Raw genomic sequence first — 25,850 nt, 5'->3', positions numbered from 1 at the left:
GTTTGAAACGAGGCTAAAATGCTAAAAAAACATCCGCTAATCTCTGTAATAATCGCTATTGTTGTAATATTTTTTGCTGTCTATTTTTTTATCTTTGGTTTGGCTACTATTTTAGATGACGACATTGGCAATAGTAAAGAGCTAAATAATAGCTTTTTTTACGTCAAAGATGACAAAGTCTATGCCTTGGTGCCAAGCGGCGGTAAATTTGAGCTAATAGGCGTGAGGGCCAGTAAATTTAGATACATCGACACTGGCAAATACGACAACAGAAACGTTGGCGCTAGCGATAAGGCGGTATATTGCGGTAATCTCGTGATGAGTGGGCTTGATCCAAATGGCGTTAGAGCGCTTGGCAATGGCTACTTTGGTGACGGCAAGATCACATATTTTTGCGATAGCGAAAGCGAGACAAACCTCGAAATATCCGCACTTAAAGAGTTTTGGGACATCTTCTCGCACAAAATGTTTAATACCCCAAAAGCGCAAACTCATATCTATAAATTTAGGCAGGTTGATAACGCAAATTTAGCAGCGATCTTGGGCTTTGGCTACGCAAGTGACGGCGTGAAGGTCTATCATGAGGGCAAAGAGCTAGAGGGCGCAAATGCCAGCAAGATGCGTTATATCGAGCAGGTATCTGGCAGAAAGAGCGTGCATTTTACGACTGATGGGGAAAATGTCTATTATGACAGCTCAAAGCTAGGGATCAAATTTAGCCCACAAATGCGTGATATCGGCGGGATATGGCGCATTCACTATCTTTATGAGCCAAATTCTGGCATGGTCTATGCAAACGACCATGAATTTGACCCCAAATTTGCCCCATACGAGCCACTTTTTAACCTAAAAGATGAGCACTCCTATCACGCTCTTTTTCGCGGTAAAGGTGGGATCTATCACTGGGAGCGAAAGTGGCAGTGGTATAACAGCATAGATGAAGGTGAGTTTGTAAGGGACGGAAATGATCCATTTAAAGGCGAGATAACGCCGCTATATGGCGACGTGGTGATAAGTGATGGCAAGACATATTTTTTAAAAACCTATGAAATTTGGCACAACACGAAAAATAACCACAGCCTAAGCTCACGCCACACTTGCATCGTTAGACTTGATACAAAAGAGCAGTGGCGAAAGATCGGCCTTGTAAGAAACGATAGCTACGGAGCGGTCTATGCAAACAGCGATAAGACATATTATTTTGATAATGTCGGCTACGGCTGGCGTTTTAACAGCAGCGTTTATGATATAAACGACCTTGGCGTGGTTGAAATCCTCACTCGTCCTTATGGCCCAAATGTTAAGAATTTAAAACTTGATGAGATAGTAAAAATGGTAGATCAAGGCGCTATGGTGCCAGCTGAGGGCGAGGTGGTGATCGATGCGATAAGCGACTTTGATGATTACTCGCAAAAATATGCCTACTGGATATTTTTAGCCATTGCATTTATAGTCTCGGTGGTTGGCGCTATTTTTAAAAATAAAAAGCAAAAAAGTGGGCTTAAAAAAAGGGTGGATGATTATAGATAATGAGAAAAATTACTATTAGATTTATTTATTTTTTAGTTATCTTGACGCTATTTTTTGTTTTGGCGATGCTTTATCTATGGCATGAGGGCGAGTATCAAAGAAGCTTTGCAAACATTGATAATAGCGAGTTTTACCGCTCGCCTGAGGGTAAAATTTATGTTCAAATTTCAGGTAGTGGCAAGTATGAGCTAAAAGGTGTTGATGAGGCTAGTTTTAGGGTCTTAAAGCTAAAACACGCATACGACTACTCAAATGTGGCGGCCGATAAAAATAGTGTCTATTGCGCTAGAGAAATTTTGCCAGGACTTGATCCAAACAGCACCAAAGTGCTTGGCAATGGCTATATAAGTGATGGCAAGATAAGCTATTATTGCGCTACTAGAAGCGAGAAAGAGCCAGGATATAGCGAATTTGGCGCTATTATGAAAAACCTTGTTCACGTTTTTATAAAAAGCTACGATGATAGTCCTTATTTTTACATGACAAAAAGGGTTGAAAGCATAAATTTAGAGCCTATATTTGACGCTGGCTTTGCAAGAGACGGAGCTACGCTTTACTACAAGGGTGAAAAGCTTGACGCAGATCCTAGTGAGCTAAGATACATCACGACAGAAAGCGGCGCTGCTAGTGGATATTACACAGATGGCAAAAGCTTATTTTTAGGCTTTTATAGGCTTGATGCTGGCTACGGAGATGAGACGCGCCGGATATGCTACGATGCGAAGCACGATATAGAATATCTTTTTGAGCCAAAAAGTGGGGCGGTGTTTGCAAATGAGCATAAATTTAGCGCTCAAAATATGCCTTATAGCGCCATTTATAGCGTGGATAATGTGCATTCGTTTTGGCCTCTTTTTGCCAGTAAAGATGGGATTTACTTTTGGGATGGCAGTAAAAACGAGCAGGCTAAAATTTCAGACTATCAGCTAAAAGGCGAGCTAAAAAGGCTCTATGCTGACGTTTTTGTAGATGATGGCTCAGCGTATTTCTTACAGCAAGGCGAAGAGTGGCAGCGCTCAAAGCACGGCAGGCACTTAGTGGCACAAACTGTCTCTTTATATAAATTTGCCCCAAGCTCATCTTGGCGCGAGATAGGACTGGTAAAAGATGGAGAGTATGGCGCGGTCTATGCAAACGGCGATAAGGTCTATTTTTTTAGCAGTATAAAGCCATTTTACGGCATCAAACATAGCGTTTATGAGGTGGCAGATCTTAGCGTCATAGAAATTTTAACAAGGCCGTCTAAAGAGCTTAGCGCAAAAGATATCAGCCAGATGATAAAGCGCGGCGAGCTAGTGGAGGCGAGTGGCGAAGAGGTCGCAAGGTCGAGGATAGAGTTTGACTCGCCAAAGATCATCTTGTATATCACATTTGGCATCGCTTTTTTCGTCATAGTGCTAACAACTCTTGCAAAACCAAAGAGAGATAAAAGAGACTTGAGATAAATTTCAAAGTGGCTATTTTTGGTGGCTGAAGCTTAAAATTTCATAAAAAATTTAAAGAGAAAATTTGACCTATTTACTCTTTTTTGTTAGTTTGAAAAGAAGCTGACATTACAAAAAGGAGGAAAAATGATGAAATTTCAAAGATCAAAATTTAACAACTCAGTATTTATCCCATCGCTTATTGTCATAGTTTTAATAACAGCATTTGCAGCGATATTTCCAAATTTCTCAAATGAATTTTTTAAGGGTATGCAAGATTACATCTCGGCAAAATTTGGCTGGTTTTACATCCTAGCCGTCGCCGTCATACTTCTTAGCGTCATTATTCTTGGCTTTAGCAAGCTTGGCGAGATCAAGCTAGGAGCCGATCACGTAAAGCCAGAGCACAAAAATATCTCGTGGTTTTCTATGCTTTTTGCCGCTGGTATGGGCATAGGTCTAGTGTTTTTTGGTGTGGCAGAGCCACTTATGCACTATCTAAACCCACCAGTTGGCGACCCGCAAAGCGTCGCTGCAGCAAAGCTTGCGATGAATATCACCTTCTTTCACTGGGGCATGGGCGCTTGGTCAGTTTATGCTATCGTGGCGCTAATACTTGCTTTTTTCTCGTATAGACACGGCTTGCCACTCACGCTTAGATCGGCGTTTTATCCGATCATTGGCGATAAAATTTATGGCAAGATAGGCAATGCTATTGACACATTTGCCGTTGTGGCGACCCTTTTTGGCGTGGCGACCTCGCTGGGATATGGCGTACTTCAGGTAAATGCTGGTCTTACGCACGTTTTTGGCCTGCCAACCATGCACATCACGCTTTTAATAGTGCTTTGCCTAGCTGCGACCATCTCAGCGGCAAGTGGCGTAGATAAGGGCATCAAAATCTTATCAAACGCAAACATCGCGCTAGCTATATGTTTTATGTTTTTGATACTATTTTTGGGCGATACGACACAACTTTTAAAGTCGTTTGTGCAAAACAGCGGCGACTACGTCTCTACGCTCATTTCAAACACATTTAACCTTTACGCCTACGAGAAGCAAAATGATAGCTGGCTTGGTGGCTGGACGCTGCTATACTGGTCTTGGTGGCTCTCTTGGTCGCCGTTTGTGGGGCTTTTTATCGCTAAAATTTCAAAAGGTAGAACGATAAGAGAATTTGTCATAGGCGTGCTTTTAGTACCGACTGGCTTTACTTTTGCTTGGATGAGCTTCTTTGGCAACTCAGCGATCTCGCTCGTGCAAAATGGCTTTAGCCAGCTAGCGACGACCGTAAATTCTGACTCAGCCTCAGCGCTATTTATGTTTTTAGAGAAATTTAGCTTCTCAGGCGTGCTAAGCGTCATCGCAGTCTTTATGATCGTCATATTTTTCGTCACTTCTGCTGACTCAGCAGCGATCGTTATGAACATGCTTTGCTCAAACGGCAAGGACGATACACCAGTTTGGCAAAAAGTATTTTGGGGCGTTGCAGTGGGCATCGTAGCGGCATTTTTGATGTTAGCTGGCGGACTTGCCTCACTTCAAGCGCTTACTATCACCACAGCACTGCCATTTGCGATCGTACTGCTTGGCGCTATTTATGGGCTATTTAAGGCCTTGCGCGTGGATCTAACCAAAAAAGAGACAAATAACTTTAGCAACATGCCTCTTAGCGATCTTTCAAAGCCGTGGCAAGAGCGCCTAAGTGCGATCATTACGCTTCCAGGCAAGAAAGATGGCAAGAAATTTTTAAACGAAGTCGTGATAAAAGCGTTTAACGAGCTAAAAGAGGAATTTGCTAAAAACGGCCTTGAAGCAAAGGTCACAAATGGCGAAAATTTTGTAAATTTAAACGTTGGTCTTGGCGATGAGATGGACTTTAGATATGGCGTCTATCTCACCAAAAGCCAGAGCCCAGACTACACCAGAGAGCTTGACGGCGATGATCTTTACTATAGAGCTGAAGTCTATCTAAAAGAGGGCGGTCAGGACTACGATGTGCTTGGCTGGAGCGAAGCTACGCTGATAAATGACGTCATCGAGCAATACCGCAAACACATGCAGTTTTTACATGTTGTTAGAGAGTAAATTTGAGTGAAATTTGCCTGGAATTTGAAAATTTCTAGGCAAATTCTAAATTTTACTCACTCGTTATCGTTTGTTACTGAATTTAAAAGCGTGATATACTTGTTTGTAAATTTTAAAATTTAATTGAATTTATGCACGTGGTGTAAAGCAAGATATGAGTGTCCTTATTTTTTAGAGAAAACAAATTAGAAAATTTAACTTTATTAGTTTGTATTTTTGCTTGTAGCTATGAAATAAATTTGAAATAAAAAATGTTAATTTTTTGTTGCGTATCGTTCAAATTCCAGAGCCAAAATGCATTTTCTATAAATTTTTAACTTTGATAGATGTTTTGCTGTATCGGTCATTGTAAAAATTTATAAAATCTCAAGTCTGGTGCTGATATCAGCAACGCCTTTTGAATACATCGCTGATGTTACTATCGCATCGGCATTTGCGTAATCTTTTGCATTTGATAAATTTATACCACCGGCTGCTAGTATCATTGTATTTGGCGAAATTTCATCTCTTAAATAGAGTACGTTTTTGATAAGCTCTGGGCTAAATTTATCACACTGCACAACGTCGCAATTTGCTTTTAGAAGTTTGCTTGCTTCGTCTAAATTTTCAGCTTCAATGCATACTTTTCGCTCAGCCATTTTTGCTTTAAACTCTGGCAAATGCGATAAAAATTTATCAAAGCTACCGTAGGCTTTCATGTGGTTTTTAAAAAATAAAATACTATCGCTAAGCCCAAGCCTATGGATGCCACCACCGCCTTCAAGTACGGCTTTTACGCAAAATTTCTTAGCAAACGGAAAACTCTTTCTAGTTGCCAACACTTCACATTTTTCATTGACGTACTTTGTGGCATTTGCCATTTTATTTGTATAAGTTGCGATGGCACTGGCATATTCTAGTGCGACTTGAGCTAGTTTCCAGACTTTATGCACATCTTCGTAGCTACCATAAATTTTTATGATCACATCGCCAGCCTTGCAGATTTGAGAATTTTGCACAAAAATTTTATTCTCGCACCCAAGTAGTCTTGCGACACTTGCGGCCACATCAACGCAGCTAACGCAAATTTCATCACGTGAATAAATTTCAAGCGAGACTTTTTTATCGATATTTTGAAGCGACGTTGTGAGGTCAAAGTAGGGTAGGTCCTCATTTATGTATTGTAAAATTTCAGCGTCGCTTAGTTTCATTTTATTCCTTTTTTGAAGCAGTTTTTGCTTTAAGGATCATTTTTTTAAAGATACCGTTGTCGTAAAGTCCAGCGTGATAAATGGCAAAGCAAGTAAATGCAATTCCTGAAACTGTGTGTAATTTTTTCATACCTCTGCCATTCATGCAAAGTGCCGTTAAGCAAACTGTCGCTAAAGTAACACCCATACCGACCTTTGCCACCTTTCTGTGAGTATTTATGTCAAGTAGTTGACCGCTTATTTTTATATCTTTTTTCAAATTTTCCTCCGTTATTTTTTCTTCCAGCAGCTTGTATTTTTGATGCCAAGACTTTCTGGATCAAACTCTGGATTTAGCCCAGCTCTTCTTTGAGATTCGTAGTCTTTAATCGCTATTATCACTACTTTTGAAAGTAAGAAAATAGCGATGATGTTAATAGTTGCCATCGCAGCCATTGTGATATCGGCGATATTCCAAGCAAGCTTTAGATTCATCTGAGCACCAACAAATATCATAACAACAGCTGTTGTCTTAAATAGTAGCGTAACATTATGGTTTTTGGTTAAAAATTTCATGTTCGCCTGAGCGTAGTAGTAGTTGCCAATAAGCGAAGTGATAGCAAAAAGTACGACTGCAAGAGTAGTAAAATGAACTCCAAATTCGCCAAAGTACTCTTTCATCGCAGCTTGTACCAGCGGAAGTGCTGTTAGTAGTTCGCCACTTGAGCCAGTTTGTTTTGTAAGATAGGCCTGCGAAAATAGCACAATCATACCAGAAGCGATACATATCGTCATATCTATAAAGACCGCCATAGCCTGAACCAGACCTTGCTTTACTGGGTGGCTAGTATGTGCTGCAGCTGCTGCGTTTGGAGCTGAACCCATACCAGCTTCGTTTGAGAAAAGGCCTCTTTTGATACCTATTACGATCACGCTGCCGGCAAATCCACCAAATATCGCTTTAAAATCAAAGGCATTTTCTAAGATCATCTTAATAACATCAGGAATTTCTTTGAAATTTAAAACGATAGCAATAAGTGCTAGCGAGATGTAGGCAAGTGCCATGAAAGGCACGATGTATGAGCTTACTTTACCGATGATGTGGCTTTTGCTAAAAAACATTACCGCCGCAAATGCCGTAAGTATAAGGCCGATGCCAACAGGTAGTCCGCTTTGTGCAAAGCTAACGTTGCTACCAGCTTTGTCGTAGTAAATTTCAAAAGCTGATGTCATTGTATAGCTTTGAAGTCCGTTAAAGCCGTATGCGTAGGTAATGATGAGAATCACCGCAAAAAGAGAAGCTAGCCACTTTATGCCAAGGCCATTTTTGATGTAATAAGCTGGACCGCCTTTAAATCCAAAAACATCTTTTGTCTTATAAATTTGCGCTAACGTGCTCTCTATAAAAGCTGAAGCTGATCCTAAAAATGCCATCAAACACATCCAAAAAAGAGCACCCGGACCGCCCGCGACGATGGCTGCTGAAATTCCAGCGATATTGCCTATGCCAACACGTGAAGCGGTTGAGATCATAAGTGCTTGAAACGGCGTTAAATGGTGCTTATTGTACTTGTCTTTTTTTTCTACTAAGACTCTGCAAGCTTCAAAAAACATCCTAAACTGCACAAAACGAGTCAAATAACTAAAATAAATTCCCGTAGCCACAAGAATAATGACTAAAAAATATCCATATAAAAAGTCGTTGGCTACGTCCATTTTGCCGTTTAAAAAATTTAAGAAACTATCAAGCACCATCTACCCTTTCAAATTTATTTTGATTTGAATTTTACGCCCTTCATTGAATTTAATAAAAGCCAAATCGTTGTGCCATTATGAAGCATGGCAGTTGCTATTGGATTTAACATACCAAGTGTCGCAGCACTTAGTATAGCTGTGTTTACGCCGACGGTTGAGCGGAAATTTGAGCTAATTAAATCCATTGTTTTATTTGCAAGCTCTTTTACGAGAGCTACGCTCATGATATCGTCTTTTAAAAGACTTATATCAGCCGTCGCTTTAGCTATATCAGCACCTTTGTGCATACTTATACCCACATTTGCCTTAGTTAGGCTTGGAGCATCATTTATGCCATCTCCCACAAAGGCTACTTTTTTGCCCTCACTCTTTAGCTCTTCGATGATAGCTGCTTTGTCTGTTGGTAAGCACTCTGCATAGACCCTATCAAGTCCAAGCTCGCGTGCCACCTCTTCAGCCTTGCTCTTGATGTCACCACTTAGCATGACGACTTCTTTTACGCCAAGACTGCGTAGTTTTGCCACCATGTCTTTTGCGTTTTCTCTCATATCATCTTTCATAGCAATGACTCCGACTAGCTCTTTGTCGTATCCTACGTAGAGTAAAGTTAAGCCGCTATTTAATGCTTTGCTTATTAAAGCTTCATGAGCTTTAAAACTTATCATCTCGTCATCTTCTAAAAAGTGTCTACTGCCTATAACCACCTCTTTGCCGTGCATCGCAGTTTTTACGCCATGAGCTACGATAAATTCGACTTCATCGTGATGAATATGGTGGAAACCACGCTTATTTGCAGCTTCAACTATTGCTTCAGCCACCGGATGAAAGTAGTGCTCTTCGGCACTTGCAGTTAAATTTAATATATCATTTTGAGAAAAGCCCTCTTTAAATGAGTAAATTTCAACTACACTTAGGCGTCCATGTGTCAGAGTGCCAGTTTTGTCAAATACAAAAGTATCAACTGAACTTAAAGCCTCGATCGCCTTTGCACCTTTTACAAGAATGCCATTTCTACCAGCTTTTGAGATACTTGATTTAAAAGCAACTGGTGTAGCAAGCTTTAATGCGCAAGAGTAGTCCGCTTGAAGTACGCTAGCGACACTATTCATATTTTTATTTATAATGTATGAAAGTCCAGCAAGCGAGAGCGTAACAGGCACAAGTTTATCAGCTAGTTTTAACGCTTTTACACCAATGGCTGATTTTTCATTGAGTGAAGTTTGTATGTACTCTTTGATCCTAGCTGTCGCTGTGTCGCTACCTACATTTTCAGCCCAAATTTTTATCCTACCTTCATCAACCACGGTGCCACTTATAACACGGTCGCCTCTAGCTTTTGGTATAGGTTCAGCCTCTCCGGTCATTGAGACTTGATTTACATCGGCGTTACCTTCAACGATATAACCATCAACACCTATCGTCTCACCAGCTCCGACTACTACAATGTCGCCTTTTTTTAAATTTTCGGTTTTTACTTTTTCAAGCGTCTTTTCACCATTTAAATTTCTCTCGACCCAGACTTCTTCGATATTTGGTTTTGCTAGCTCTTTGATGAGATCATCGCTTCTGTGACTAGCACTTTCTTCCATATATTCGCCGATATTTATCATCAAATTTGTGCTATTTGCTGCTAAATGATCGCCCATTGCTAAGCTAGTACCAATGGCAGTTGCCTCAAGCACTTTTGAAGTGACGCCCTCATGTCTTAGCTCTTTTGCACCTTCTATTAAATTTGGTGCTGTGGCATAAAGAGTCACGGCTGATTTTAGAGTTTTATTGCTCATAAATGGAGTTATACCAAGTGCAGCAGCAGCCTTATAGATATTTGCCTTGCTTGGTAAATTTGGATCTTTAGCCTTTGTTGGAAATTCATAGCTCTTTATAAAGTTTAAAATTTTATCGTAGTTTTTATCGTATTCAACAATAATGCTTTTTGCGTATTTATTTACACGAACACTTAGTGCATCAGTTCGCTCTGAGATCGCAGCCTCGATAGCACTGACGTCGCTTCTAGCGTTTAGGCTCTCGCAAATAAACCTCGCTCTATTTTTACTCTTGTGAGCTAGAGTGATCTTATTTTTGTGAGTCAAGTTCTGCTTTGACATCTTCAAAACGCTCTTTTAGTTCTTCTATGCCAGCATTTATAAGCTCGCCACCTTTGATAATCGCCTTAAATACGCACTCTTGCGCTTTTGGATTAGTCAGTACATAAGCTGCGATACCACCTAAAACTAGACCTTTTACAAAGCCAGCAGCATTAAAATTTTCAGGTACAAATGGTAAATTTTGGGCTGCATTATTTATTGCGTTATCAATTGCGCTTGGCTGAGTAGCTGCTGCATTGTTAGCCGCAGTTTCACTTGCTACGTTTTCTTCGTTGATGTAAGGGTTGTTCATTATTTACTCTCCAATTTTATTAGTTTTTCTGCTATCAAAAGACCGCCGATACCAGCTGCTGTAAAAGCTGCTGCATTTAGATATTTTTTTTGTGCTATTAAATTTGAAGCATGAATACCAACAGCACCTACGAAACCACCTGTTACAGCGTATTTCACTATCTTTTTAGCGATATCTTTTTTAGTTGCTCTATTATTTAGATAGTCGCTAAAGCCAAGTGCAGCTGCACCCATGCCAGCGATTAAAGCTCCGCTGATGAAGTGATCAAATGGAAGTCTTGTGCTTGAAAGTGTAAAAAGACTATTTTCTTGCATTCTCTATCCTTAAGCTATATCGTTTGGTGTGATAGTTTTTGGAGCAGCTGGCTTTTTAGCGCGTGGTTTTCTTGTTTTCTTTACCACTTTTTCAGCCTCTTTTTCTACTTTTTTAGCACCGCGTTTTGCCTTTTTCTCTTCTTTTACTATAAAGTCTTTTGCATCTTTTGCAACGCTTTTACCTTTTTTGTAAAGATCTTTTGCAGCCTCTTTGCCTTTATCTAAGCCTTCTTGGGCGTACTCTTTGATCTTATCTCTCTTATTCCAAGCAGCTATTGCTAAACCGCCTACTGCTAAACCTGCTAAAAATGGTAATGCCATTTTAAATCCTTTCTTTGTTTGATTTTGTAAATTATTCATTTTCTTCATCCTTATTAAAATTTTTGCTAACTACTGAAATACCTAATGCCCCAAGCGCAAGTCCGCTAAAAAACGAGAAATTTGGATTATTAGTTATCTTTGCTAACTCGCTTTTATCAGCTTTGCCGCTTGCGATATTTTGCAAGCTTTTAGTTATCTCATTAAAGTCATTTTGATAGTTTTCTAAAATATTTGTTATACCATTTTGCTCAAAATTTTGTGAAATTTCATTTAAATTTAGCTCATTTTTTATTTCACAGCCACTATAAATTTCTTTTAAACGTTGCTTTAAAGAGGTGATATATTCGTTATTTGAAGTAGCCCAAAGTCTAAAAAATAGATCTTTTAGCTCTTCATCATCTAAGCTTTCACAAAATTTTTCATACATTTTATTTAGCTCTAACTCGTAGTTTAAAGCTTGTATTAGTGCATCTTCTTTATTTTTTGCCGGCAAAAATATAGCTTCATTTTCGCAAGCAAGCTCGTAATCATGTGTGCTCGCAAATTTTTCTATCAAGATGATCGCATTTTTTCTGATATTTGCGATCTCGTTAAAAACATCACCAAATAAAGCTAAATTTTCATATAAGCTAAGTGCATTCTTTTCGCTGGTATATGATGCATTTAAAAGTTCATTAAGCATATTTCACTTCTTTTGCAACTTCATTTACTCTAGTTGAAATCTCTTCTAAATTTTGCCCTTTTAAAAGATCCTCCCAAAGATTTTTTGGAAAAATTTCATGATCGTATTCGATCGTTACAGAGCCGATTAGCTTGTTAAATTTTACATTTTTTATACCATTTATCTGAGCTATCACATCATCTAAGCTAGCTAAATTTACGCTACTGCTTAGCTCTTTTATCTTTGGACTAACTCTTACTCTTAGTCTGCCGTTTGTGTGAGCTATCATTGAAAAATAGCTTGCAACTTGTGCTAAAGTTTGTGTTTTTATATCCATTTTCATCCTTTTTTAATTGCGTATTATCTATTTCACAGCTTAAATAAATCTGAAATTTTTTTGTTTTTCATTATCAAAAAGTAAAATGAAATGATAAAATTTAATTTTCATTTTTCTCTTGGCAATCACTGCAAATACCATAAAGTATCATTGTATGCGACTGCTCGCTAAAATTTTTTTCTTTGCAAATTTGCTCTTGCCTTTGCTCTATTATCTCATCTTCAAAATCAACTATCTTTTCACAAATCTCACATATCAAATGATCGTGCGATGATTTTAAATTTAGTTCAAATTTCTTTACTCCATTTTCTTCAAAGCAGTTTGCAAGATGATGCATTTCTAGAAAATTTAAAAACGAGTAAATTGATGTCATTGAAATTTCATTCTTGTGTATTTTGTAAATTTCTGAAGAAATTTCTTGAGCACTTAGATGAGAGTTGCTAATGAAAAGTACATGCAAAATTTGTTCTTTTAACTCTGAGCTTTTTTGCCCAAAGGCTTCCAAAAACTCTTTAAAATGCTTATAAAATAGTTCAAAATTATCCACAAAAACCTAACTAAAATGATAATGAATATAAGGATTTTACAACTTTACTTATAAAAAAAGCATAAAATTTCTTACGAATTTCAAGTAAAGTATTTTATAAGATTGTTTTGGTATAGTGTCGCATTTTTTAAATCAAAATTAAGGAATAAAATGACTTACGACGAGCTTGAATTAGACGCCGTTTTGTTAGAGGTTTTAGAAAATAGAGGCAGTTTTGATTCTATGGACGATGAGGAGCTTTACGAGCTTATCGAACAAGTTGCACAATATACAGATGGCGATTACGAAGAAGCGTTTGAGTATATGACTCAATTTTCTCCAATCCCTAAAAAACGCTTTGTTTCACTATTTATGGTTTAGCAAAAAGCTAAGCCATAACTTCTATAAAATTAATCAAAAAAAGTAAAAATAAAAAGAGCTCTTGACCCACTTAATGAGCCAAGAAATTTGAGCTATAAGAAGTATTTTGAGATTATTTCTTTAAATTTCAGAGTGTATTTACTAGCTTTTGGGCTATTATTGTAGATATTTTCAAAATCATACATTCGCTCATAGTAATCATTTGTATCTTGTCTATTTATTTTTAGCCTTGCCACATCTAGGCTAACGCCTACAAAAGCACCACTTGTCTTGCCACGCTCCTCAGCAAATGCTGAAATTTCAGGCAAATCACTTGTGATAGCTACTTCATTACCAACGCCACCAGTTGCTTCTGCTTTTAGACTGATCGTATCTTTTGCATTAAATAAATTTGCATAAGCTTCTGAATTTTTAAATAAGATAATCATATCAGCTGAGCTGTAACCAAGCTGCAAGCCTATGCTGCCAGATGTGTAATTTACAAAAAATGGGCTTGACCATTCACCATCATCGTTTTTAGCGATAAATACGCCTTTACCTGTTGAGCCAGTAACGATAGCGCCTGCTTTTGTCACATCAGGGATTATGGCGATCGCTTTTATGCCTTCAAATTTAGTGTTTGGCTTTAAATTTCTTGTACCAAAAGCGTTTAAAATATTTATTGCATTTTTTAGCTTTTGGTTTTGGATCACATCAGCATTTAAGCATGGCGTGAAAAATAAACCAGCAAGAAATATGATTAATAGTCTTTTCATTAAAATTCCTTCCTTAAATTTTTCGTTATTATAGCCTAAAATAAACTAATGGTAAAAATATTATTAATGATTTTTTATGAGAGTTCATTATAAAATGCGACCTTTTAAGGGAAAAAATATGAGTTTAATACTTTTTGTCGAATACGTCGGTATCGCATCAGCTGCACTTAGTGGCTTTTTATTTGCAGTAAAAAAGGAGTGTGACTGGCTTGGAGTCTTTTTGTCTGCATTTTTGACTGCACTTGGTGGCGGTATCATGCGTGATATGCTTGTTGGTAGGGTGGTTTATTCATTTACACACTACATGCCAGTAAGCGTTGTCATTTTTATGTTGATTGTTTCAAGAGTGGCAAATTTACACATAAAAAGAGAAGGTTTGGAGCGAAAATTTGTATTCATCTTTGCCGATGCGATCGATGTTATCTGTTTTTCCATCGTTGGAGCAATGGTTGCCATTGAGTACAACTACAACATCTTTGGTGTGATGATGATCGCCTTTTTTAACGGCGTTGGTGGCGGTATCTTAAGAGATATTTTGCTAAATGAAATTCCATGGTTTTTACGCACTGGACTTTACGGCACGATAAGCCTTGGCGTGGGGCTTGCTTACTTTGTGCTATATCATCTAGGCCTAACCAATATATTTTTTACTATGCTCTTGCTTGCTGCTGGCATTACGGTTAGGATGTTTGCATTTTATAGAGGCTGGAAGCTACCTGATCTATGAAATTTAGCGAGTTTTTTGATATCTGGGTCAATGAAAACTACTATAAATTTGGCGTAGATATCGGTAAAAAGGGCGATTTTTACACAAATGTAAGCGTTGGCTATCTCTTTGGTGCTTGCCTTGCGAACTACTTTTTAAAGCTGCTTAAAAACGGCGAAATTTCTAGCTCTTGCAAGGTCGTGGAGATCGGTGCGAACTCAGGCGATATGCTAGCTGATTTTGCGCAAGGAATTTTTACACTTGAGCCAGAAATTTTGTCAAATTTAGAGTTTATCATCATCGAGCCTCATGAAATTTTACGTAAAAAACAGCTTGAGACTTTTACAAAACGCTTTGGTGACGAGGTTAGAGTAGGGCACTATGAAAATTTGGGCGAGTGCTCGTTTGATGAAATTTTTGTCATCTCAAATGAGCTACTTGACGCATTTAGTTGCGAGATGATAGACGGACAAAATATACTTTTTGTGGATAATGATCTAAAATTTCACTGGCAAAGAGCGGATCAAAATTTGCTAGCTCTTGCAAAAAAAATTGGCATAAAAAGGGGCGAGATATCAACTAGCTACGCTAAATTTGCGCTCCAACTTGCAAGTGCAGCAAAAAAGGTGAGATTTTTAAGCTTTGATTACGGCGAATTTGAGCCAAAAAATGAGTTTAGTTTAAGGGTTTTTAAAGACCATCAAGTATTTTCTTTATTTGAAATTTCAGATCTTGAGCCGTATTTTAAAAGATCGGATCTAACTTATAGCCTTTGTTTTAAACAAGTAAAAGAGGCTTTTTGTGAGGCTGGCTTCGAGATGCTTAAATTTAAAAAACAAAACGAAGCTTTAGTTTGCGATCTTGGTGTGGATGAAATTTTATCTTTAGTGCTTGAAAAAGGTAGCAAGCAAGCCTATGAAAATGCAGCTAAACAGGCGAAATTTCTACTCTCGCCCGAGTTTCTAGGCGAGAAGTTTAAATTTATAGAGTTTTTAAAGAGCTAGCCTAGCGACATCAGCGTAATTTGCTTCGCAAGCCTTTAAAAGATCATTTGGAGCTATCTTTATCTGCTTGCCTCTTACTCCAGCGCTTACTAACACGTATTCTTGCTCTTTTGCACGTTCATCGATAAATGTTGCAAAGTGTTTTTTCATAGCAAGCGGTGAGCAGCCGCCCCTGATGTAGCCAGTGATCTTTTCTAAATCTTTTAAATTTATAAGTTCGCAGCGTTTGGCGCCACACGCGTGAGCAAGTGCTTTTAGATCAAGCTCCAAATCACCCTGCAAGCAAGCAACAACGAAATTTTTAGGCTCACACTCACAAACGATAGTTTTGTAAATTTGCTTTATATTTTGCTTAGTGCTAGCTGCTACGTGGAGGGCTGAAAGATCGTTTAAATCGACCTCATACTCTAAAATTTCATAATTAATTTTTAGCTTGTCTAAAGCTCTAGCGGCATTTGTCTTATGTATCATTTTTTCTCATTTTTGCGAATTTTTTGTATAATTATAGCCAAAACTTAAAGGAGGAAAGATGGCTGAAGAAGTTGAAGAGAAAAAGGCAAAAAAAGGTGGCAATGGTGCATTAATGATAATTATCATTGCGATATTTGTTTTGCTGCTAGTTATTGGAGGGCTAGTTGCGTTTTTGATGCTTAGTTCTGACGAGCCAAAAGAGGCAAATATGATGCAAGCACCAGCTCAGACTCAAACGCAGTCCATGCCAGCTCAAAATAAGGCAAAGCATGGTAGCAACGACTATTCAAATATGGGACCGATATATCCGCTTGATCAGTTCATTGTAAATTTGCTTAGCGAAAATGGCTCAAGATTTCTTAAAACCAAGATTGATATGGAGCAAAGCGATGAGTTACTAACTCCTGAGCTTGATAAGAAAAAGGCACTTTTAAGAGATATTATCATCAGAACACTTTCATCAAAAACTTACGAAGAAGTAAGCACCGCAAAAGGTAAAGATAGGCTAAAAGATGAGATCGTCGGCAAGCTAAATGAAGTGCTAAATGATGGCTACATCAAAAACATATTTTTTACTGATTTTGTGGTGCAATGATAGGTATTGATATCGTTAAGATAGATAGAATTTCAAAACTTAAGGCTCGCCACGGCGAGCTTTTTTTAAAAAAATTTCTTAGTGATGACGAGATCACTCTAGCAAAAAATGATGCGACTTTGGCTGGATTTTGGGCGGCCAAAGAAGCAGCTAGCAAAGCTCTTGGTGTGGGCATCAGCAAAGAGTGTGGTTTTTTGGATATTGAGCTTAGCAAAGACGCAAAAAACGCACCAAAGATAAAATTTAGCCCAAGAATTTATACAAATTTTAATATCAAAGAAGCAAGCCTTAGCATAACTCACGATGGCGGATTTGCCGTAGCTGCAGTGATGATTGTCTAAAATTTATGCATTTTTACAAAGCTTTTTAATATCTTTTAACTACTTCTAATAAATTTAAAAAATGTATTTTTATAAAATTTTTTAAAGAAAAGACGATATCTTAGATTAAGATTTAATGGAGCTAAAGAAACTAAGGATAGTAAAATGCAAATTTCTAATAACCTCCCAATTACTAACTATCTCTCAAGAGAAAACATAGCAAGAGAGATGGGATTTAAATTTAACGATATAAACGAGATACTTAGTAACGATATGGGTCATGGTATGACATTTCCTAAGTATATGAGCCTAGACGATAAAGCTAAAGCAAGAGAATACGACAGATATGAGCACTCACTCACCGGCTTCGTAAAAGGTGAAGGAGAGGCAAGGATTAGCATACTTGGCAAGCTTATGGGCTATGACGACACTTTTTCAAAAGATAAGATAGATGAGCTACAGAAATTTATAGATGATAGCGGTGCTTTGGGGCCTGAGAGAGCTTTTGGTGACTCAGAGACTTTATCTGTTAACGAATTTATAAAAAGATATACCAGAAAGCATGGTTTCTCTGACTTTACCTTTGGCGGAACAAAAACAGCTAAGTTACTTGATAGCGATATGAGCGTTGATGAGTTTAAAGCTAATTGGACTAAATTTGCACTAAAAAAGCGCTTTGGTTTAGAGCTTGATGAGGAGCTAGCAAAAGAGACTATAAATTCCATTAATGATCTTGAAGCACAAAACGAAGAAGATAAAAAAGAGAAGAAATTTACACCTATACAGGTTACTAAAAAGTCTCAAACCTATAAGTTTGAAGCCGATGAGAGATTTAAAGAGCTTTATAAATTTATAAAGAGTGAATTTGATAGTGGTAAGAGTATGTTTGAAATTTTAGAAAAAGTGGCAAAGCTTAAAGTGGATAAGAGGGCATAGGTATTTTATAAGCAAAGAATGGAATTTTTATAATTTAAATTTCAAAGAAAAAAGCATAGATATCCTAAGACTTATGCAAAAGATAAAAAATATGGTTTAGCCAGCAAAGTATTGATATTAAGTCGCTAGCAAGATAAATTTACATCCACTCAAGCACTTGCGTGATATCTTTGGCGTAAAAGCACTTTAGACCCTGCGTGTCAAGCGGCTTGTTTGGGATGATCGCATTTTTAAATTTCTGCGTTTTTGCCTCTTTTAGTCGCTGATCGAGGTTGAAAATTTCTCTTATCTCGCCGTTTAGACTTAGCTCACCGATGAATACGCTATCCTTGCTAATAGGGCGGTTTTTGAAGCTACTGATTATCGCTGCAATGACGGCTAGATCGGCCGCAGTTTCGCTTATCTTAACTCCACCTGAAACGTTTATGAAGACGTCGTAGTGCCCAAGTGGAATTTCTAGCTTTCGCTCAAGAAGTGCTAGCAGCATATCTAGGCGGTTTCTCTCAAAGCCAGTCGAGCTTCTTTTTGGATAGGCACTTTCGCAAACGAGTGCTTGAATTTCGATGCTAAGCGCCCTTGAGCCTTCCATTATGATGGTGATCGCACTGCCACTCATCGCTCCACCACGTGTGAAAAATTTACTAGATACCTCGTTTGCGCTCACTAGTCCGTGCTGGCTCATCTCAAAGATGCCAACTTCGCTTGTCGAGCCAAAGCGGTTTTTAAACCCACGTAAAATTCTTAACTCTCTGCTCGCATCGCCCTCGAAATAAAGTACCACATCGACCATGTGTTCAAGCACTCTAGGCCCTGCGATCGAGCCCTCTTTAGTTATGTGTCCGATGATGAAAACGCAGATATTTTGACTCTTTGCAAGTCTCATCAGCTCAAATGTGATCTCGCGAACCTGCGTGATCGAGCCTGGAGCGGAGCTTATATTTTGGCTATAAAGTGTTTGTATGGAGTCAATTACAAGCACCTTGTAGTCGCTCTTTTGCACTTCTAGCAGGATATCTTCTAGGCAAATTTCAGTTAGCAGGTATAAATTTTTATCCACCGCATTTAGCCTATCAGCTCTCATTTTTATCTGGCTTTGGCTCTCTTCGCCGCTTACATAGAGCGTTTTTTTACCGTCTTTTGCTAAATTTGAGCCGATTTTTAGAAGCAAGGTTGATTTACCGATGCCTGGACTGCCACCTATTAAAACTAGCGAGCCCTCGACTACGCCACCACCAAGAACAAGGTCTAGCTCGCTATCTTTGGTACTAAATCTCGTAAAATTTTGAATTTCAACTTCGTCTATGCTTATGGCTTTGCTAGGTGCGCTAGTGCTTTTTGCTATCTCTTTACTTATCTTTATCTCTTGCTGGCTAAGCTCGACAAAGCTATCCCAAGCCCCACATTGTGGGCATTTGCCCAGCCATTTTGCTTGTTGATTACCACACGCTTGACACTCAAAAACTGGCTTTGCTTTTGCCATAATATATCCTTTTTAAAATTTCAATTATCATCACTCCAAAGGCCGCTCCGATCATGTCAGCCACGATGTCAAGCAGGCTAAAGCTCCTGTTTGGTAAAAATGCCTGAACGAGCTCTATTTGCACGCCAAAGGCTAAAAGTAGGGCTAAATTTTTTAAAATTTTAAAATGATAGCCAAGATAGAGCAGTGTATAAAGGATGAAAAAAGCTAAAAAATGGTTTGCTTTATCCCACGAATTTTCGATGATAGTAGGAGATTTTGGAGTAAACGCAAGAAAATCGATCGCCAAAAGAGCGATAAAAAAGCAAATTTTACTAAGAAATTTTACTCTACTCAAAAATAGCGTCCATCAGCTCGTCTAAAAACTCATCTGGGTTAAATTTGATGATATCATCCATTCTTTCGCCAACGCCTATATAAAATATAGGTAGTTCAAGCTCTCTTGCCACACCAAATAGTGCTCCGCCCTTTGCGGTGCCGTCAAGTTTTGTGATGATGACGCCATCAAGCGAGACGATATCGTTAAATGCTTTTGCTTGTGCAACTCCGGCGTTACCTTGCGTGCCATCAAGAATCAAAATTTTGCGGTGGGGCGCTTTTTCGTAGGCTTTTTTGCTAATTCGAACGATCTTTTCTAGCTCGTTTGCTAAATTTGTCTGGTTTTGAAGTCTGCCGGCTGTGTCAAGGATGACTCGGTCGATACCTTTTGCAAGAGCTGAGCTGATCGTATCGTAAGCAACAGCCGAAGGATCATGCCCTTGCTGTGTGGCGACTATTGGCACATTTAGCCTAAGCGACCACTGGCGCAGCTGCTCGATAGCCCCAGCTCTAAATGTATCGCAAGCGCCCAAAATGACGCTTTTGCCATTATTTTTATATAAATTTGCAAGCTTTGCGATCGTAGTCGTCTTGCCAGCACCATTTACGCCAAGGATGAGATCGACAAATGGCTTATCTGGCTCTATCATGCGCTCTTTTTCGTAGATAAAATAGCTACTCATAACGCGCCTAAGATCAGCTCTACTTACTTCATCTTGTGGCGGCAGGTAGTATAAAATCTCCTCCACGATCTCATAGGCTACGTCAGCTTCAAGTAAAATTTCTTCTAAGCTCTCTTTGTCTATCTTTTTCGACTTCTTCGCTGAGCTTATCGCTCCAAAAGTCTTCTCAAGGCCTTTTTTTAGAAAGTCAAGCATTATTTTGTTGCCCTATTTATGTCATTTTCAAGCATCTCTTCAGGCACAAGACCGATGTAGCCTTGAACGTAGTCACCATTTGCTTTAAAAAGTGCTGACGCAGGCAAGCCTTTTATGCCACCCATCGCTTTTTCAAATAAAAAATTTCCCTCGCCAACCGCGACTTCATATTTTATTTTATATTTTTGAGCAAAATCTTTTACTTCATCTTCACTTTTGTCTTCAAGTAGCACACCAACGATATCTAGTTCGTTTTTAAATTTCTCGCTTAGGTTGTTTAAGTGCGGGATCTCAGCCTTGCAAGGAGGGCACCAAGTGGCAAAAAATACGTAAAGTGTTGCTTTTTTACCATCTTTTACGTCAAAGCCATTACTTCTTTTTGTAATCTGCATAGTTGTGCCATTTAGCAGCTTTAGATTTATCTCTTTTATCTCGCTGTCTTGGGCACTTTCACTCATTTTTGGAGTGAGTGAGTCTTTGCTTAAATTTTCATCTTTGCTAGCATTTTTATCTAAAATTTTGCTTTGCATTTGTTCGCTTGTATTTTGCTCTTTTTTTTGCTTGTTCTCGTCGCCGCATCCAAAAAATGCAAAAATGCAAAGTGATGTTATAATTGCTCGTTTTAATGTCATAAATTTCCTTTTGAATAAGATTTCAGGATTATACAAGAAAGAGCATAAAATGAGCGTTAATTTAGAAAAAAATGAATTTAGAAAAAATGCAAGAGCAAATTTAATGAAACTTACTAAATTTAAGGCCAAATGCTCGCACTATAAAGCTACGAAAACGCTTTTGAAATTGATAAATTTTACAAATTCTAAGAAAGTATTGTTTTATTTGCCACTTAACTACGAAGTCGATGTGCTTAAAATAAGGCGAAATTTATCACGTAAATGTGAAATTTTTGCCCCTTTTATGGTAGGTCTTAGCTTAAAGATGGTAAGATTGCGACTGCCATTTATAACTTATAAATTTAACGTCAGACAGCCATCTGGCAAAAAAATGGATAATGTTAGACTTGATATGGCAGTAGTTCCAGCGATTGGGGTTGATGGGGCTATGGCTAGGATAGGGCATGGAAAAGGATTTTATGATAGATTTTTTTACTCTTTGCCCATTAAGCCAAAACAGATAGTTTTTCTTGAGATAAAAGACTTTTACACCAAAGATGTGCTTTCAAATGCACAAGACGCGGTAGCAGACTTTTATATAACCCCAAATAAAAATTATATAAAAAGAGGAATAAATGATAGAGGTTTTAATAGGCTTAGGAGCCGGTGTGGCGGGCGTTGGAGCAGGGTATCTATACGCTAAAAAGATAAATGATGCAAACTACAACATCTTCTTAGAACAAGCAAAAGCAAAAGCAAAAGCAATAGAATACGAAGCTGAACTAACGCTTAAAAATTCTAAAATTTCAGTACAAGAGGCTGAATTTGAGGCTAAAAAAAAATACGATGACAAGACGACAAAGCTTCAAAAAGAGTATGCAAGTAAATTTGATGAACTAGCCAAAAAAGAGAAAATTTTGCTAAATGAGCAAGAGCTTTTAAACGAAAGTAAAGAGCTTTTTGAAAAGGATAAGCAAGACGCAAAGATAACTTACGAAGAGGGCTTAAATTTAAAAGCGACTTATCAAAACAAGGTAGAAGAAGCGATAAGAGTGCTTGAGCATGCTGCTGGCTTAACGGAAGAAGAGGCAAAAGAGGTCGTACTTAAAAAGGTTGAGGAGAAGTCTCGTGCGGATATCGCTCATATCGTCAGAAAATATGAAGAAGAGGCTAAAAGAGAGGCTAAAAAGAGAGTTAATTACATCTTGGCGCAGGCCACGTCAAGATTTGCTGGAGAATTTGCGGCTGAGCGTCTGATAAATGTCGTAAATATCAAAAATGATGAGCTAAAAGGTAGGATTATTGGCAAAGAGGGACGTAACATCAAGACCCTTGAAATGGTGCTTGGTGTTGATATCATCATCGATGATACACCTCACGCGATCATACTAAGCAGCTTCAATCTTTACAGACGTGCGATCGCAACAAGAGTGATCGAGCTTTTGGTAGAGGATGGAAGAATCCAACCTGCGAGGATAGAAGACCTTCACAAAAAAGTGACTGAAGAATTTGAGCAAAGCATACAAGAAGAGGGTGAAAACATCGTCATGGATCTTGGTCTAAATAAAATTCATCCAGAGATCGTAAAACTAATAGGCAAGCTTAAATTTAGAGCAAGCTACGGACAAAATGCCCTTGCGCACAGCCTTGAAGTAGCACATTTAGCTGGCATCATTGCAGCTGAGTGTGGCGGAGATGAGAAACTTGCAAAAAGAGCTGGCATACTTCACGATATCGGCAAGGCACTAACTCACGAGTATGAGGGCAGTCACGTTGATCTTGGAGCAGAAATTTGTAAGCGATACAAAGAGCATCCAGTAGTCATCAATGCTATCTACGCTCACCACGGCCACGAAGAGGCAACAAGTATAGAAAGTGCGGCTGTTTGCGCAGCTGACGCACTAAGTGCGGCTCGTCCAGGTGCAAGGCGTGAGGTGCTTGAGAGCTTCTTAAAGCGTGTTGAAGAGATCGAGAACATCGCAAAAAGTAAAGATGGCATCAAGCAAGCTTATGCGATAAATGCTGGCCGTGAAATCCGCGTCATCGCAAATGCTAAACTCATAAACGATGATGAGGCAGTGCTTGTAGCAAAAGAGATAGCTCAAGAGATCGAGAGCAAGGTGCAGTATCCTGGTGAGATAAAAGTAAGCGTCATCAGAGAGACTCGCGCTGTTGATTTTGCGAAATAACGGCAAGATATGAAATTTCTTTTTTCAATTTTATTATTTTTCTCACTTGGCTTTGCCAGCGAGGAGCTCGTGCTAGATTCGGCAAACTCGTTTATAACAACTATGAGAGGCGCTAGAAACGCTCCTATAAAAGAGCTAATCGAGCAGTCAAAAGCGACGATCATCTTTCCAAGTGTTAAAAAGGTCGGTTTTGTAGTTGGTGGCATGGGCGGAGATGGCATCATGGTTGTTGGCAACATTAACTCGCCAAGTGAAATTTTACCAGTTAGCATAAGTGGCGGCAGTATCGGTATACAGCTTGGTTATGAAGATAGTTCACTTGTACTTTTTATATTTAAAGATAGCATTATCCACGATATTAAAGATGCCAAGATCACGCTTGATACAAAGCTTTCAGTAGCTTTTGGTGACATTGGACGCAATTACAGTAAAGTAAGCGATTTTAAATTTTCAAGTGATATTTACGCATATGCCGCAAATGATGGTTTCTTTGCGGGAGCTAGCTTTGGTGGAGCAGTCATCAGTGCAAGAGAAGAAATTTTAAAGCAAAGTGGCTATGCCTATGAACAGCTAATAGCCTCCGCATCTAAACTTTTAGGAGATTAATGCAAGATATCATAAACTCAGTTTCAACATACGGCTATATTGTATTGTTTTTTTATAGCCTTGGTGGCGGTATGGTTGCATTAATCGCCGCTGGAATTTTAAGTTTTGCCGGCAAGATGGATATCACTCTTAGTATAATTGTCGCTGCTGTAGCAAATACAATTGGCGACACGCTAATTTTTTATGTCGCAAGATTTAATAAAAACTCACTTATGCCTTATATCAAAAATCATAAAAGAAAGCTTGCTTATGCAGGAATTTTGGCCAAAAAACACGGCGATAAGATAATATTCATCAAAAAATTTATCTACGGCGTCAAAACTTTGGTTCCTATCGCGCTTGGACTTACGAAATATTCATTTTATAAATTTAGCATTATAAATTTGATCTCGTCAGTGCTTTGGGCGGTCATTATCGGATTTGCCAGCTTTAAAGCGGGTGATTATTTTGTAGGTGCAAGCGACTATCTTGGCGAGCATGGATATATTATGCCTCTTGCTATGGTTTGTTTGTTGCTTGGAATTTGGTTTTTTTTACAACATATTACAAAAAGGAGAAAAGCATGAAAAAGGTGATATCTGCTTTAATCGTAGTTATCGTGGTAGCCATTGGAGCGGTTTATTTTGCTTCAAATGAGGTGGAGAAAAACTATCAAAGGATAGTGAATGATCTAAATAATATTAAGGGCTTTAAAATTTCTAATAACAATTACAAAAAAGGTTTTTTTGGCTCAAAAGGATCATTTGATTTTAGTGTTTCAAAAGATCTTTTGGAAAATATATTTGGTAAAAATGTAAATGAGGATTTGGTTTTTAAAGTAGAAAATGAAATTTCTCATACAGCGCTTGCTTTTATAGATGGCTTTGAAATAGACTCAAAAATTTCTATTCAAAACGATATGATTAAAAACATTATCGCAACATTTATGGGTTCAAATGTCATTGCAACAACTAAAACAAAAGTTAGTTTAACTGGCGATAAAGATGTGGATATTAAATTTAGCAATATTGAATTTAATGATAAGCAAAAAACTGCATTTAATACAAAAGATATAAAGATTGGTATGACGCTTGATTCAAAAGATAGTATAAACAGCTTAAAGATTGAAGCGGACAAGATCGCTTTGAAAGATGTTAGTGAATACAACAAAGTTGATCTAAATATCGAAGGATTTTATATTGACTCAAGTTATAAAGAGTCAGTTAAGATTTCAAAAATTTTAGAAAGCCAGCTTGTACCTTATTTGGCAAAAGTTAAATTTAAAAGGGTGTCTTTCGCTTCTAATGATATAAGTAATATTTTGATAGATGATTTTAAGTATGACTCAAAATTTGAAATCTCAAATGATCTTGGAAGATCAGACGATGTTATAAAAATAGGTATAGTAGCAGTTGATAAAGTAAAATATACAGATTTTGTCTTTGATAGCAAAATCGCAAATATTAATGTACCTGCATTAAATAATGTATTAGAAAAGCTTAATAATTTAAATAATGAAGAAAATTATAATGTTTTAGCTGGATTAAATTTTGATGAGACAATAGATCAAATCTTAGAAAAGAATCCAAGTATAAAAATAGATACATTAAGCTTTAAAAAAGGAGATAAGACTTTAAAGCTAAATTTGGATGCAGCAGTAAATGGCTTTAAAAAGGGAACAAATCAGTCAGAAATTTTTGATAAATTATCCCTTAGCGGAAAAATAAGTGTCGATGAAAGTCTGGCGAATTTTTTTGATACATTAGTGCCAGAAGTAGCTTTTGTTGAGCCTACTTTGATATCTGCTGGATATTTTAAAGAAGAGGACAAAAAAGTAATAAGCGAATTTAAATATGATCCAAACAAAAAAGATATTATATTTAATGGAAAAGTTGGACTTCAAAATTTCTTTATGGGTTTTTAAAAAAAATAGCCTGATTTTTATCTGTATTTAAGCATCACTCCTATATACTTCACTTTCTGTTTTGCAAAACGCAGAGCAGAAAGTTCTTTTAACTTACAATTGTTAAACTATTAGTCAATCTTTGAAATCTAAACAAGTGATCGATTGAGCCAGTCTATTATTTTATAATTATAAT

The 25,850-nt window shown here is 37.8% G+C and carries 30 protein-coding genes; 14 read left to right on the top strand and 16 right to left on the bottom strand.

Features of this window, described 5'->3' with window-relative positions; all coding sequences use genetic code 11:
* The first annotated feature begins 18 nt into the window (after positions 1 to 18).
* The 3 genes from G5B98_RS05410 to G5B98_RS05400 all read left to right on the top strand — a co-directional run bounded on the left by G5B98_RS05410 (position 19) and on the right by G5B98_RS05400 (position 5,042).
* Positions 19 to 1,530: a DKNYY domain-containing protein gene (locus G5B98_RS05410; protein ID WP_196086265.1), complete on the top strand. Its 1,512-nt coding sequence runs from the start codon at positions 19 to 21 to the stop codon at positions 1,528 to 1,530.
* Positions 1,530 to 2,975, top strand: coding sequence for a DKNYY domain-containing protein (locus G5B98_RS05405; RefSeq protein WP_196086264.1), 1,446 nt, complete (start codon positions 1,530 to 1,532; stop codon positions 2,973 to 2,975). The genes G5B98_RS05410 and G5B98_RS05405 overlap by 1 nt, the downstream gene beginning before the upstream one ends.
* 126 nt (positions 2,976 to 3,101) lie before the next feature.
* On the top strand, positions 3,102 to 5,042 hold the full coding sequence (locus tag G5B98_RS05400) for a BCCT family transporter (protein WP_196086263.1): 1,941 nt from the start codon (positions 3,102 to 3,104) through the stop codon (positions 5,040 to 5,042).
* A gap of 356 nt (positions 5,043 to 5,398) precedes the next feature.
* Here the strand turns inward: G5B98_RS05400 and modD are convergent, their stop codons facing one another.
* The 10 genes from modD to G5B98_RS05350 all read right to left on the bottom strand — a co-directional run bounded on the left by modD (position 5,399) and on the right by G5B98_RS05350 (position 12,543).
* Complete coding sequence (gene modD, locus G5B98_RS05395) at positions 5,399 to 6,232, bottom strand: ModD protein (RefSeq protein ID WP_196086262.1); 834 nt, start codon at positions 6,230 to 6,232, stop codon at positions 5,399 to 5,401.
* Position 6,233: 1 nt separating this feature from the next.
* The gene (locus G5B98_RS05390) at positions 6,234 to 6,491 is read right to left on the bottom strand and encodes a helicase (RefSeq protein WP_196086261.1); all 258 of its coding nucleotides are present in this window, start codon (positions 6,489 to 6,491) and stop codon (positions 6,234 to 6,236) included.
* 11 nt (positions 6,492 to 6,502) lie between these two features.
* Positions 6,503 to 7,966, bottom strand: a complete 1,464-nt coding sequence (locus G5B98_RS05385) for an alanine/glycine:cation symporter family protein (RefSeq protein ID WP_232524558.1) — start codon at positions 7,964 to 7,966, stop codon at positions 6,503 to 6,505.
* A 14-nt stretch (positions 7,967 to 7,980) separates the two neighbouring features.
* Complete coding sequence (locus G5B98_RS05380) at positions 7,981 to 10,056, bottom strand: heavy metal translocating P-type ATPase (protein ID WP_196087354.1); 2,076 nt, start codon at positions 10,054 to 10,056, stop codon at positions 7,981 to 7,983.
* Entirely contained in the window at positions 10,040 to 10,363 is a 324-nt protein-coding gene (locus G5B98_RS05375) for an oxidoreductase (RefSeq protein WP_087577962.1), read from the bottom strand. Before G5B98_RS05375 ends, G5B98_RS05380 begins: the two co-directional genes overlap by 17 nt.
* Complete coding sequence (locus G5B98_RS05370; RefSeq protein ID WP_196086259.1) at positions 10,363 to 10,677, bottom strand: hypothetical protein; 315 nt, start codon at positions 10,675 to 10,677, stop codon at positions 10,363 to 10,365. The genes G5B98_RS05375 and G5B98_RS05370 overlap by 1 nt, the downstream gene beginning before the upstream one ends.
* 9 nt (positions 10,678 to 10,686) lie before the next feature.
* Positions 10,687 to 11,037 (bottom strand): hypothetical protein, encoded by a 351-nt coding sequence (locus G5B98_RS05365; RefSeq protein ID WP_196086258.1) that lies wholly within the window; start codon positions 11,035 to 11,037, stop codon positions 10,687 to 10,689.
* Positions 11,030 to 11,680 (bottom strand): ferritin-like domain-containing protein, encoded by a 651-nt coding sequence (locus G5B98_RS05360; protein ID WP_196086257.1) that lies wholly within the window; start codon positions 11,678 to 11,680, stop codon positions 11,030 to 11,032. The genes G5B98_RS05365 and G5B98_RS05360 overlap by 8 nt, the downstream gene beginning before the upstream one ends.
* Positions 11,673 to 11,996, bottom strand: a complete 324-nt coding sequence (locus tag G5B98_RS05355) for an HMA2 domain-containing protein (protein WP_021091233.1) — start codon at positions 11,994 to 11,996, stop codon at positions 11,673 to 11,675. The genes G5B98_RS05360 and G5B98_RS05355 overlap by 8 nt, the downstream gene beginning before the upstream one ends.
* 100 nt (positions 11,997 to 12,096) lie before the next feature.
* Positions 12,097 to 12,543 (bottom strand): Fur family transcriptional regulator, encoded by a 447-nt coding sequence (locus G5B98_RS05350; RefSeq protein ID WP_021091224.1) that lies wholly within the window; start codon positions 12,541 to 12,543, stop codon positions 12,097 to 12,099.
* Positions 12,544 to 12,693: 150 nt separating this feature from the next.
* On the opposite strand from G5B98_RS05350, the gene G5B98_RS05345 reads away from it, so the two are divergent.
* The gene (locus G5B98_RS05345; RefSeq protein WP_002942234.1) at positions 12,694 to 12,903 is read left to right on the top strand and encodes a hypothetical protein; all 210 of its coding nucleotides are present in this window, start codon (positions 12,694 to 12,696) and stop codon (positions 12,901 to 12,903) included.
* A 92-nt stretch (positions 12,904 to 12,995) separates the two neighbouring features.
* Here G5B98_RS05345 and G5B98_RS05340 read toward each other — a convergent pair whose 3' ends face one another.
* Positions 12,996 to 13,658 (bottom strand): lipid-binding SYLF domain-containing protein, encoded by a 663-nt coding sequence (locus G5B98_RS05340; protein ID WP_087585274.1) that lies wholly within the window; start codon positions 13,656 to 13,658, stop codon positions 12,996 to 12,998.
* A gap of 118 nt (positions 13,659 to 13,776) precedes the next feature.
* On the opposite strand from G5B98_RS05340, the gene G5B98_RS05335 reads away from it, so the two are divergent.
* Positions 13,777 to 14,385 (top strand): trimeric intracellular cation channel family protein, encoded by a 609-nt coding sequence (locus tag G5B98_RS05335; protein WP_196086256.1) that lies wholly within the window; start codon positions 13,777 to 13,779, stop codon positions 14,383 to 14,385.
* Positions 14,382 to 15,368: an SAM-dependent methyltransferase gene (locus tag G5B98_RS05330; RefSeq protein ID WP_196086255.1), complete on the top strand. Its 987-nt coding sequence runs from the start codon at positions 14,382 to 14,384 to the stop codon at positions 15,366 to 15,368. The genes G5B98_RS05335 and G5B98_RS05330 overlap by 4 nt, the downstream gene beginning before the upstream one ends.
* Here G5B98_RS05330 and ybaK read toward each other — a convergent pair.
* Complete coding sequence (gene ybaK / locus G5B98_RS05325) at positions 15,357 to 15,839, bottom strand: Cys-tRNA(Pro) deacylase (protein ID WP_196086254.1); 483 nt, start codon at positions 15,837 to 15,839, stop codon at positions 15,357 to 15,359. The two genes, G5B98_RS05330 and ybaK, sit on opposite strands and share 12 nt — an antisense overlap.
* A 58-nt stretch (positions 15,840 to 15,897) precedes the next feature.
* On the opposite strand from ybaK, the gene fliL reads away from it, so the two are divergent.
* The 3 genes from fliL to G5B98_RS09420 all read left to right on the top strand — a co-directional run bounded on the left by fliL (position 15,898) and on the right by G5B98_RS09420 (position 17,690).
* Positions 15,898 to 16,434, top strand: coding sequence for a flagellar basal body-associated protein FliL (gene fliL, locus G5B98_RS05320; protein WP_084042196.1), 537 nt, complete (start codon positions 15,898 to 15,900; stop codon positions 16,432 to 16,434).
* Complete coding sequence (gene acpS, locus G5B98_RS05315; protein WP_103641321.1) at positions 16,431 to 16,775, top strand: holo-ACP synthase; 345 nt, start codon at positions 16,431 to 16,433, stop codon at positions 16,773 to 16,775. Before fliL ends, acpS begins: the two co-directional genes overlap by 4 nt.
* Positions 16,776 to 16,919: 144 nt before the next feature.
* Positions 16,920 to 17,690: a hypothetical protein gene (locus G5B98_RS09420; protein ID WP_232524556.1), complete on the top strand. Its 771-nt coding sequence runs from the start codon at positions 16,920 to 16,922 to the stop codon at positions 17,688 to 17,690.
* A 139-nt stretch (positions 17,691 to 17,829) separates the two neighbouring features.
* Here G5B98_RS09420 and radA read toward each other — a convergent pair whose 3' ends face one another.
* Genes radA through G5B98_RS05290 form a run of 4 tightly spaced genes read right to left on the bottom strand, consistent with a single transcriptional unit; the run spans position 17,830 to position 20,998 of the window.
* Positions 17,830 to 19,170, bottom strand: a complete 1,341-nt coding sequence (gene radA, locus G5B98_RS05305) for a DNA repair protein RadA (protein ID WP_107698563.1) — start codon at positions 19,168 to 19,170, stop codon at positions 17,830 to 17,832.
* The gene (locus G5B98_RS05300) at positions 19,145 to 19,507 is read right to left on the bottom strand and encodes a VanZ family protein (RefSeq protein WP_084042200.1); all 363 of its coding nucleotides are present in this window, start codon (positions 19,505 to 19,507) and stop codon (positions 19,145 to 19,147) included. Before G5B98_RS05300 ends, radA begins: the two co-directional genes overlap by 26 nt.
* Positions 19,500 to 20,366, bottom strand: coding sequence for a signal recognition particle-docking protein FtsY (gene ftsY, locus G5B98_RS05295; protein ID WP_196086253.1), 867 nt, complete (start codon positions 20,364 to 20,366; stop codon positions 19,500 to 19,502). The genes G5B98_RS05300 and ftsY overlap by 8 nt, the downstream gene beginning before the upstream one ends.
* Positions 20,366 to 20,998 (bottom strand): TlpA family protein disulfide reductase, encoded by a 633-nt coding sequence (locus G5B98_RS05290; RefSeq protein ID WP_196086252.1) that lies wholly within the window; start codon positions 20,996 to 20,998, stop codon positions 20,366 to 20,368. Before G5B98_RS05290 ends, ftsY begins: the two co-directional genes overlap by 1 nt.
* Positions 20,999 to 21,047: 49 nt before the next feature.
* On the opposite strand from G5B98_RS05290, the gene G5B98_RS05285 reads away from it, so the two are divergent.
* Genes G5B98_RS05285 through G5B98_RS05265 form a run of 5 tightly spaced genes read left to right on the top strand, consistent with a single transcriptional unit; the run spans position 21,048 to position 25,675 of the window.
* Positions 21,048 to 21,680, top strand: a complete 633-nt coding sequence (locus G5B98_RS05285) for a 5-formyltetrahydrofolate cyclo-ligase (protein ID WP_196086251.1) — start codon at positions 21,048 to 21,050, stop codon at positions 21,678 to 21,680.
* Entirely contained in the window at positions 21,613 to 23,166 is a 1,554-nt protein-coding gene (gene rny / locus G5B98_RS05280) for a ribonuclease Y (protein ID WP_194168137.1), read from the top strand. The genes G5B98_RS05285 and rny overlap by 68 nt, the downstream gene beginning before the upstream one ends.
* A 9-nt stretch (positions 23,167 to 23,175) precedes the next feature.
* Positions 23,176 to 23,772 (top strand): lipid-binding SYLF domain-containing protein, encoded by a 597-nt coding sequence (locus G5B98_RS05275; RefSeq protein ID WP_054196777.1) that lies wholly within the window; start codon positions 23,176 to 23,178, stop codon positions 23,770 to 23,772.
* On the top strand, positions 23,772 to 24,338 hold the full coding sequence (locus G5B98_RS05270; protein ID WP_021091280.1) for a DedA family protein: 567 nt from the start codon (positions 23,772 to 23,774) through the stop codon (positions 24,336 to 24,338). The genes G5B98_RS05275 and G5B98_RS05270 overlap by 1 nt, the downstream gene beginning before the upstream one ends.
* Positions 24,335 to 25,675, top strand: a complete 1,341-nt coding sequence (locus G5B98_RS05265; protein WP_196086250.1) for a DUF945 family protein — start codon at positions 24,335 to 24,337, stop codon at positions 25,673 to 25,675. Before G5B98_RS05270 ends, G5B98_RS05265 begins: the two co-directional genes overlap by 4 nt.
* The last annotated feature ends 175 nt before the right edge of the window (positions 25,676 to 25,850 follow it).

The organism is Campylobacter concisus (assembly GCF_015679985.1).
In the GTDB taxonomy this organism is placed as follows: domain Bacteria; phylum Campylobacterota; class Campylobacteria; order Campylobacterales; family Campylobacteraceae; genus Campylobacter_A; species Campylobacter_A concisus_AC.
The sequence above is the reverse complement of the archived record's forward strand: the minus strand, read 5'-3'. Positions and strand labels throughout refer to the sequence as shown.

What these genes read in the sequence shown, in the direction of transcription:
- G5B98_RS05410 (WP_196086265.1), top strand. Translation starts at nt 19, where the DNA reads ATGCTAAAAAAACATCCGCTAATCTCTGTAATAATCGCTATTGTTGTA.
- G5B98_RS05405 (WP_196086264.1), top strand. Translation starts at nt 1,530, where the DNA reads ATGAGAAAAATTACTATTAGATTTATTTATTTTTTAGTTATCTTGACG.
- G5B98_RS05400 (WP_196086263.1), top strand. Translation starts at nt 3,102, where the DNA reads ATGATGAAATTTCAAAGATCAAAATTTAACAACTCAGTATTTATCCCA.
- modD (WP_196086262.1), bottom strand. Translation starts at nt 6,232, where the DNA reads ATGAAACTAAGCGACGCTGAAATTTTACAATACATAAATGAGGACCTA.
- G5B98_RS05385 (WP_232524558.1), bottom strand. Translation starts at nt 7,966, where the DNA reads ATGGTGCTTGATAGTTTCTTAAATTTTTTAAACGGCAAAATGGACGTA.
- G5B98_RS05375 (WP_087577962.1), bottom strand. Translation starts at nt 10,363, where the DNA reads ATGAACAACCCTTACATCAACGAAGAAAACGTAGCAAGTGAAACTGCG.
- G5B98_RS05370 (WP_196086259.1), bottom strand. Translation starts at nt 10,677, where the DNA reads ATGCAAGAAAATAGTCTTTTTACACTTTCAAGCACAAGACTTCCATTT.
- G5B98_RS05365 (WP_196086258.1), bottom strand. Translation starts at nt 11,037, where the DNA reads ATGAATAATTTACAAAATCAAACAAAGAAAGGATTTAAAATGGCATTA.
- G5B98_RS05360 (WP_196086257.1), bottom strand. Translation starts at nt 11,680, where the DNA reads ATGCTTAATGAACTTTTAAATGCATCATATACCAGCGAAAAGAATGCA.
- G5B98_RS05355 (WP_021091233.1), bottom strand. Translation starts at nt 11,996, where the DNA reads ATGGATATAAAAACACAAACTTTAGCACAAGTTGCAAGCTATTTTTCA.
- G5B98_RS05345 (WP_002942234.1), top strand. Translation starts at nt 12,694, where the DNA reads ATGACTTACGACGAGCTTGAATTAGACGCCGTTTTGTTAGAGGTTTTA.
- G5B98_RS05340 (WP_087585274.1), bottom strand. Translation starts at nt 13,658, where the DNA reads ATGAAAAGACTATTAATCATATTTCTTGCTGGTTTATTTTTCACGCCA.
- G5B98_RS05335 (WP_196086256.1), top strand. Translation starts at nt 13,777, where the DNA reads ATGAGTTTAATACTTTTTGTCGAATACGTCGGTATCGCATCAGCTGCA.
- G5B98_RS05330 (WP_196086255.1), top strand. Translation starts at nt 14,382, where the DNA reads ATGAAATTTAGCGAGTTTTTTGATATCTGGGTCAATGAAAACTACTAT.
- ybaK (WP_196086254.1), bottom strand. Translation starts at nt 15,839, where the DNA reads ATGATACATAAGACAAATGCCGCTAGAGCTTTAGACAAGCTAAAAATT.
- fliL (WP_084042196.1), top strand. Translation starts at nt 15,898, where the DNA reads ATGGCTGAAGAAGTTGAAGAGAAAAAGGCAAAAAAAGGTGGCAATGGT.
- acpS (WP_103641321.1), top strand. Translation starts at nt 16,431, where the DNA reads ATGATAGGTATTGATATCGTTAAGATAGATAGAATTTCAAAACTTAAG.
- G5B98_RS09420 (WP_232524556.1), top strand. Translation starts at nt 16,920, where the DNA reads ATGCAAATTTCTAATAACCTCCCAATTACTAACTATCTCTCAAGAGAA.
- radA (WP_107698563.1), bottom strand. Translation starts at nt 19,170, where the DNA reads ATGGCAAAAGCAAAGCCAGTTTTTGAGTGTCAAGCGTGTGGTAATCAA.
- ftsY (WP_196086253.1), bottom strand. Translation starts at nt 20,366, where the DNA reads ATGCTTGACTTTCTAAAAAAAGGCCTTGAGAAGACTTTTGGAGCGATA.
- G5B98_RS05290 (WP_196086252.1), bottom strand. Translation starts at nt 20,998, where the DNA reads ATGACATTAAAACGAGCAATTATAACATCACTTTGCATTTTTGCATTT.
- G5B98_RS05285 (WP_196086251.1), top strand. Translation starts at nt 21,048, where the DNA reads ATGAGCGTTAATTTAGAAAAAAATGAATTTAGAAAAAATGCAAGAGCA.
- rny (WP_194168137.1), top strand. Translation starts at nt 21,613, where the DNA reads ATGATAGAGGTTTTAATAGGCTTAGGAGCCGGTGTGGCGGGCGTTGGA.
- G5B98_RS05275 (WP_054196777.1), top strand. Translation starts at nt 23,176, where the DNA reads ATGAAATTTCTTTTTTCAATTTTATTATTTTTCTCACTTGGCTTTGCC.
- G5B98_RS05270 (WP_021091280.1), top strand. Translation starts at nt 23,772, where the DNA reads ATGCAAGATATCATAAACTCAGTTTCAACATACGGCTATATTGTATTG.
- G5B98_RS05265 (WP_196086250.1), top strand. Translation starts at nt 24,335, where the DNA reads ATGAAAAAGGTGATATCTGCTTTAATCGTAGTTATCGTGGTAGCCATT.